5 protein-coding genes are annotated in these 6,663 nt (G+C 72.9%); 2 read left to right on the forward strand and 3 right to left on the reverse strand.

The genetic code is table 11. The annotated features are described in order from the left end of the window. The first annotated feature begins 8 nt into the window (after positions 1-8). Positions 9-1,274, forward strand: coding sequence for a VOC family protein (locus ACGFI2_RS27970; RefSeq protein ID WP_393522394.1), 1,266 nt, complete (start codon positions 9-11; stop codon positions 1,272-1,274). Between the two features lie 70 nt (positions 1,275-1,344). Here the strand turns inward: ACGFI2_RS27970 and ACGFI2_RS27975 are convergent, their stop codons facing one another. From ACGFI2_RS27975 to ACGFI2_RS27985, 3 genes are read right to left on the reverse strand one after another with little or no spacing between them, the layout of a single operon-like run. Beyond that, positions 1,345-1,782 carry a DUF4233 domain-containing protein gene (locus ACGFI2_RS27975; protein WP_393522397.1) on the reverse strand — a complete coding sequence of 146 codons (438 nt, stop codon included), beginning with the start codon at positions 1,780-1,782 and terminating at the stop codon, positions 1,345-1,347. Next, positions 1,779-3,122, reverse strand: a complete 1,344-nt coding sequence (locus tag ACGFI2_RS27980; protein ID WP_393522399.1) for a bifunctional folylpolyglutamate synthase/dihydrofolate synthase — start codon at positions 3,120-3,122, stop codon at positions 1,779-1,781. The genes ACGFI2_RS27975 and ACGFI2_RS27980 overlap by 4 nt, the downstream gene beginning before the upstream one ends. Continuing rightward, entirely contained in the window at positions 3,119-5,737 is a 2,619-nt protein-coding gene (locus ACGFI2_RS27985) for a valine--tRNA ligase (RefSeq protein WP_393522402.1), read from the reverse strand. Before ACGFI2_RS27985 ends, ACGFI2_RS27980 begins: the two co-directional genes overlap by 4 nt. Positions 5,738-5,806: 69 nt before the next feature. Between ACGFI2_RS27985 and ACGFI2_RS27990 the strand changes: the two genes are divergently transcribed. Further along, entirely contained in the window at positions 5,807-6,484 is a 678-nt protein-coding gene (locus tag ACGFI2_RS27990; RefSeq protein ID WP_393522404.1) for a hypothetical protein, read from the forward strand. The last annotated feature ends 179 nt before the right edge of the window (positions 6,485-6,663 follow it).

A 6,663-nucleotide genomic window follows, 5' to 3' on the forward strand; every position in this document is an offset into this window, starting at 1 on the left:
GGTCCACTGTGGCGAATGGCGGGAACCGCACCATCGCGCCGGTACGCAAGCTGATCGGCGCGGTGCTGGGCACCGTGGCCGCGTTCGTGACCCTGTTCGGGCTCGGGATGACCAGTTGGGCGATCGTCGCGCTCGGCGTCGCGCTGCTGGTGCTGGCGATCGCCCTGGCCACGGTCCGTGGCGGTGGCCGCACCTGGGTGGTCGGCCTGGGGCACGTGCACAGCGCCTCCGAACCGCCCACCCAGTACGCTTTCGGCCGCTGCGAGCTGCAGCTGGTGATCGACGCGCCGGGGCTGCCGCCCCGCTCCAAGAAGATCATCGAGCCCCGGGTGCCGGTCGCCAAGTGGCCCTCGCTCGGCCAGGCGCTGCCCGTCCGGGTGGCCCTCGACGACCAGCGCCACGTCCGGGTGCTCTGGGACGAGGTGCCCACCCACGCCGAGAACTCCGCCCCGGTCAGCGACCTGCCGCCGGAGTACGCCGACGCGAACCCGTACGACGAGACCCTGATCGCGCAGGAGGCACCACCGTGGGCCGGACGCGCCCCGGAGGACGACTTCCGCGACGACTACCCGCCCGCGCCGGACCCGCTGCTGGACGACCTCCCGCCGCGGCCCGAGGAACGCGAGCCGGTGGTGATGCGTCAGCGGCCCGGCGGCCCGGTCGTGCTGGAGGGGCAACTGGTCGAGCCGGCTCCAGCGGGCCCACTCCCCCGGCGCGCGCCGACGCCCCGCCCACCGGCCGAGGAACAGGCCGACGACACCGTGGCGGTGGACCCGATCGACGTTCCGCTGGACGCCCCGGAGCGGGACGGGCCGGAGCGGGACACGCCGCCCACCCCGCAGGAGCTGGACGAGGCCATCTTCGGTCCGACCGGCGCCGCCGAGCCGGACGAGTTGGCCAGCCCGATCAGCGGGGTCGGGATCACGCTGCTCGTCACCGACCTGGACCGGTCCCTCGACTTCTACCGGGAACTCGGCTTCGACGAGCTGGACCGGGGCGAGGGCAACGCGGTGCTCGGCTCGGGGCCGACCCGGCTGGTGCTGCGCCGGGTGACCGGCGCCGCCCCGATGAGCCGCCGGCTGGTGCACGTCAACCTGGAGGTCGACGACATCCAGGCGGCGTACGAGCGGCTGCGCGAGTCCGGCGTGCGGTTCACGTACGCCCCACGGGTGGTCAACCGGGGCACCAAGCTGGAGGTGTGGGCGGCCGCCTTCCGCGACCCCGACGGTCACGGTGTCGCGCTGACCCAGTGGCGCACGCTCGCCGACGCCTGAGAGGCAAGGCGGGGCCCCTTCCTGACGCCTGGGCGACAGGAAGGGGCCCCGCTCAGCAGGAGGGCGGCGCTCAGCCGAGGATGACCCGGCGCACGTGCCACGCGTACGCCCAGACCAGCGCGAAGATCACGCCGAGCACGAGCAGTGACCAGTGCAGCAGCCCGGAGAGCAGCAGCAGGCCCTGCACCACCGTGCCGGCGTGCCAGGCCCAGCCGCGGCGCATCATGCCGGCCAGCACCACACAGGCCACCGCCAGCGCGACGATCGCGCCGATCGCGGCGCCACTCAGGTCACCGCCGACCACCCGGATCGGCTGGATGGCCAGCAGCAGCACCAGCGCCTCCAGGGCGAGCGTGCCGGCGCCGAGGCCGCGTACCGCCCGGTCCGGGTCGCGCAGGCCGGACCGGCGGACGCCGCCCGGGCCCGCCCCACCCGGCTGCTCCGGGCCCGACCCCGGCTCCGCGTCGGGGCGCGGCCGCGCGTCCGGGCGCCGCTCCGGGCCGGTCATCGCTTGAGCAGCCGGCGGGCGTCGGCCACGGTCACCACCGAACCGGTGATCAGCACACCCACGCCCGACAACTCACCCGGCACGTCGGACTCGGCCTCGGCCACCGCCGACTCGATGGCGTCCGGCATCTCCCGGGCCACCTGCACCCGGTCCGACCCGAAGACCTCCCGGGCCAGCTCGGCCAGCTCGTCGACGGGCATCGCCCGGGGCGAGCTGTTCTCCGCGACCACGATCGTGTCGAGCACCGGTTCGAGCAGTTCGAGCAGGCCGGCCGCGTCCTTGTCGCCGAGCACCGCCAGCACGCCGACGAGCTTGCTGAACGCGAACTCCTCCTGCAGCGCGGCCACCGTGGCGGCCATCCCGTGCGGGTTGTGCGCGCCGTCGAGCAGCACCGTCGGGGCGGTACGCACCCGCTCCAGCCGGCCCGGGGAGCTGGTCGCGGCGAAGCCCTCACGGACCGCCTCGATGTCGAGCTGCCGGCGCGCGCCGGCGCCCAGGAACGCCTCCACCGCGGCCAGCGCCACGGCCGCGTTCTGCGCCTGGTGCGCGCCGTGCAGCGGAATGAAGATCTCCTCGTACACCCCGCCCAGGCCCTGGATGGTGAGCACCTGGCCGCCGACGGCGACCGCCCGGCGCATCACCCCGAACTCGGCCCCCTCGCGGGCGACCGTGGCGTTGACCTCGGCGCAGCGTTCCAGGATCGGCCGGGCCGCCTCCTCCTCCTGCGCCGCCGCGATCACGGTGGCGCCGGGGTGGATGATGCCCGCCTTGTGCAGCGCGATGTCCTCGACCGTGTCGCCGAGCCACTCGGTGTGGTCCAGCCCGATCGGGGTGATCACGGCGACTCCGGCCTGGATCACGTTCGTCGCGTCCTCGGCGCCGCCGAGCCCGACCTCCACCACCGCGACGTCGACCGGGGCGTCGGCGAACGTGGCGAACGCCAGCGCCGTGGTCAGGTCGAAGTAGGTCAGCGGCTCGGTGGACCGCTGGTCGACCAGTTCCGCCAACGGCGCGATCTCGCGGTACATGGCCACGAACCGCTCCTCGCTCACCGGCTCGCCGTCCAGGCTGATCCGTTCCCGGACGGTCTCCAGGTGCGGGCTGGTGTAGCGACCGGTGTGCAGCCCGAACGCCCGCAGCAGCGAGTCGATCATCCGGGCGGTCGAGGTCTTGCCGTTGGTGCCGGTCAGGTGGATCGACGGGTACGCCCGCTGCGGGCTGCCGAGCAGGTCCAGCAGGCTCTCGATCTTCTCCAGCTCGAAGCGCATCCGGGTGAAGCCGCGCGCGTTGAGCGCGGCTTCCACCTCGACGAACGCGGTGTGATCGGTGCGGTCGCTCATGCGGGCAGCGCCTCCAGGGCGGCGTCGATCCGGACCAGATCCGCCTCGGCCACCGCCAGCCGTTCCCGGATCTTCGCGACCACCGGCTCGGGCGCCTTGCCGACGAACGCCGGATTGTTTAGCTTCGCCCGCGCCTGGGTGGCCTCCTTCTCGGCCGCCGCCCGGTCCTTGGCGAGCCGGGCCCGCTCGGCGGCCACGTCGATGGCGCCCCGGGTGTCGAGCGCGACGCTCACCTCGCCGGGCATGGCCAGCGTGGCGGCGGCCTGGAAGTCGTCGCCGGGCGCGTCGAGGCGGGCCAGCGACCGGACCAGCGGCTCGTGGGCCGCGATGCCCGCGCCGGCCAGGCCGTCGAGCCGCGCGGCGACCCGCTGGGTCGGCCGCAGCCCCTGGTCCGAACGGAACCGCCGGACCTCGGTCACCACCCGCTGGAGGGTGGCGAGCTCCGCCTCCGCGGCGTCGTCGATCCCGGTACGGTCGGCGACCGGCCAGGCCGCCGTCAGTACGGTCGCACCGCCGGTGAGCGCGGACCACAGCTCGTCGGTGACGAACGGGATCACCGGGTGCAGCAGCCGCAGGAGCTGGTCCAGCACGTGCCCCAGCACGCGCCGGGTGGCGTCCGCCGCGGGCCCGCCCTCGGCAAGCGTCGGCTTGCTCAGCTCCACGTACCAGTCGCAGACGTCGTCCCAGGCGAAGTGGTAGAGCAGATCACAGACCTTGGCGAACTCGTACGCCTCGAACTGCTCGTCCACCTCGGCGGTGACGTGCGCCAGCCGGGACAGGATCCACCTGTCGACGGTCGACAGGCTGCCGGCGTCCGGCAGCGGACCGTCGGTGTGCGCGCCGTTGAGCAGCGCGAACCGGGTGGCGTTCCAGAGCTTGTTGCAGAAGTTGCGGGAGCCCTGGCACCACTCCTCGCTGACCGGCACGTCCTGGCCGGGGTTGGCGCCGCGGGCCAGCGTGAACCGGGTGGCGTCGGCGCCGAACCGGTCGATCCAGTCCAGCGGGTCCACCACGTTGCCGAACGACTTCGACATCTTCTTGCCGTGCTCGTCGCGCACCATGCCGTGCAGCGCCACCACGTCGAACGGCTGCACGCCGTCCATCGCGTACAGGCCGAACATCATCATCCGGGCGACCCAGAAGAACAGGATGTCGTAGCCGGTGACAAGCACGCTTGTCGGATAGAACTTCGCCAGGTCCGGGGTCTGCTCCGGCCAGCCGAGGGTGGAGAACGGCCAGAGGCCGCTGGAGAACCAGGTGTCCAGCACGTCCTCGTCCTGCCGCCAGCCCTCGCCGGCCGGCGGCGCCTCGTCCGGGCCGACGCAGACGATCTCGCCGGCCGGGCCGTACCAGACCGGGATGCGGTGGCCCCACCACAGCTGGCGCGAGATGCACCAGTCGTGCATGTTGTCGACCCAGGCGAAGTAGCGCTTGGTCAGCTCGGCCGGCTCGACCGTCACCCGACCGTCCCGCACCGCGTCGCCGGCGGCCTTGGCCAGCGGGCCGGTGTCGACGAACCACTGCAGCGACAGCCGCGGCTCGACCGTCGTCTTGCACCGCGAGCAGTGCCCCACCGCGTGCAGGTAGGGCCGCTTCTCGGCCACGATCCGGCCCTGCTCGCGCAGCGCCGCCACGATGGCCGGGCGGGCCTCGTACCGGTCCAGGCCCTCGAACGGGCCGGGCGCCGTGATGACGCCGCGCTCGTCCATGATCGTCAGCGCCGGCAGGTCGTGCCGCTGGCCGATCTCGAAGTCGTTCGGGTCGTGCGCCGGGGTCACCTTGACCATGCCGGTGCCGAAGCTCGGGTCGACGTGCTCGTCCGCGACGATCGGGATCCGCCGGTCGGTGAGCGGCAGCGCCACCTCGGTGCCGATCAGGTGCCGGTAACGCTCGTCGTCCGGGTGCACCGCGACCGCGGTGTCGCCCAGCATGGTCTCGGCCCGGGTGGTGGCCACCACGACCTCGTCGCCGTAGCGGATCGAGACCAGCTCGCCCTCGTCGTCGGTGTGCTCGACCTCGATGTCGGAGAGCGCGGTGAGGCAGCGCGGGCACCAGTTGATGATCCGGTTGGCCCGGTAGATCAGACCGTCGTCGAAGAGCTTCTTGAACATGGTCTGCACGGCCCGGGAGAGGCCCTCGTCCATGGTGAAGCGCTCACGGTCCCAGTCGACGGCGTCGCCGAGCCGGCGCATCTGGCCGAGGATCGCGCCGCCGGACTCGGCCTTCCACTGCCAGACCCGCTCGACGAACTTCTCCCGGCCCAGGTCGTGCCGGGACAGCCCCTCGCCGGCGAGCTGCCGCTCGACCAGGTTCTGGGTGGCGATGCCGGCGTGGTCCATGCCGGGCAGCCACAGGGCCTCGAAGCCCTGCATCCGCTTGCGCCGGGTGAGCGCGTCCATCAGCGTGTGCTCGAACGCGTGGCCCATGTGCAGCGAGCCGGTGACGTTCGGCGGCGGGATGACGATGGTGAAGGGCGGCTTGTCGCTCTGCGCCGACGCCCGGAAGTGCCCGCCGGCTACCCACTGCTCGTACCGTCGCTGCTCTACCTCGCCGGGCTGGTACTGGCCGGCGAGGGTCGGGGCGTCGGGGCGTCGGGCATCCAGTCTCTCGGTCACCCTGAAAGTCTACGGAGCGCTTTCGGAGACCCGACGTGCGCCACCGGTGATTCGCGTACGGTGGCGGACATGTCCGACGCGCATCTCACCGAGCGTCCGGTCGGCGGGGGTGACGGTCCGGTCGAGTTGACCGACGAGCCGATCCGACTGAGCCGCCGCGATCCGGCACAGGAGTCCGAACGGCGGCCCGCCTCACGGCGCCGGAAAATCGTGCTGGCCGCGGCCCTGGCGGTCGGTCTCGCCGGCGCCGGCGCGCTCGGGACGGCCGGCTGGCGGGTCTTCCAGCAGAAGGACACGCAGCTCACCCAACCGGCCGGCGTGGCCGGGCTCACCCGCGACGACAGCGATCGGGCCCGCAGCACCGCCGAATACCTGCGCGACGGGTTCGCCGCCGACATCGAGCTGGACCGAAGCTTCGGCACGGTCTACCGCGACCCGGCGGACGCGAAGCGGTCGGTGCTGCTGTTCGGCGGCGCCACGCTGCTCTGGCAGCCGGAACGGGACCTGGACACCCTCTTCGGCCTGATGGCCGACGAGACCGGCAAGGTTGCCGGTCTCCGCGACGTCGACGCCGGCCGCCTGGGCGGCGTGATGAAGTGCGGCCGGACGAGCGGTGACGGGGGCGACTTCGCGGTCTGCGGCTGGGCCGATCACGGCAGTGTGGCGATGGGGATGTTCCCGGGCCGTGCGGTCGACGACGCCGCGGCGTTGTTCCGGCAGATCCGCGAGGGCATCCAGCGCCGCTGACCCACGCCCCCGACCCGCTGGTCACTGGGATTCCGGGTCTTGTCACGAAAAGCAGTCAGGGCCACCCCGGTTGGGGGTGGCCCTGACTGAAAGATTGTCCGGCGGTGTCCTACTCTCCCACACCCTCCCGAGTGCAGTACCATCGGCGCTGGAGGGCTTAGCTTCCGGGTTCGGAATGT

Origin of the sequence: Micromonospora sp. NPDC049282, from assembly GCF_043197045.1 — a bacterium.
GTDB lineage: Bacteria > Actinomycetota > Actinomycetes > Mycobacteriales > Micromonosporaceae > Micromonospora.

What these genes read in the sequence shown, in the direction of transcription:
- ACGFI2_RS27975 (WP_393522397.1), bottom strand. Translation starts at nt 1,782, where the DNA reads ATGACCGGCCCGGAGCGGCGCCCGGACGCGCGGCCGCGCCCCGACGCG.
- ACGFI2_RS27980 (WP_393522399.1), bottom strand. Translation starts at nt 3,122, where the DNA reads ATGAGCGACCGCACCGATCACACCGCGTTCGTCGAGGTGGAAGCCGCG.
- ACGFI2_RS27990 (WP_393522404.1), top strand. Translation starts at nt 5,807, where the DNA reads ATGTCCGACGCGCATCTCACCGAGCGTCCGGTCGGCGGGGGTGACGGT.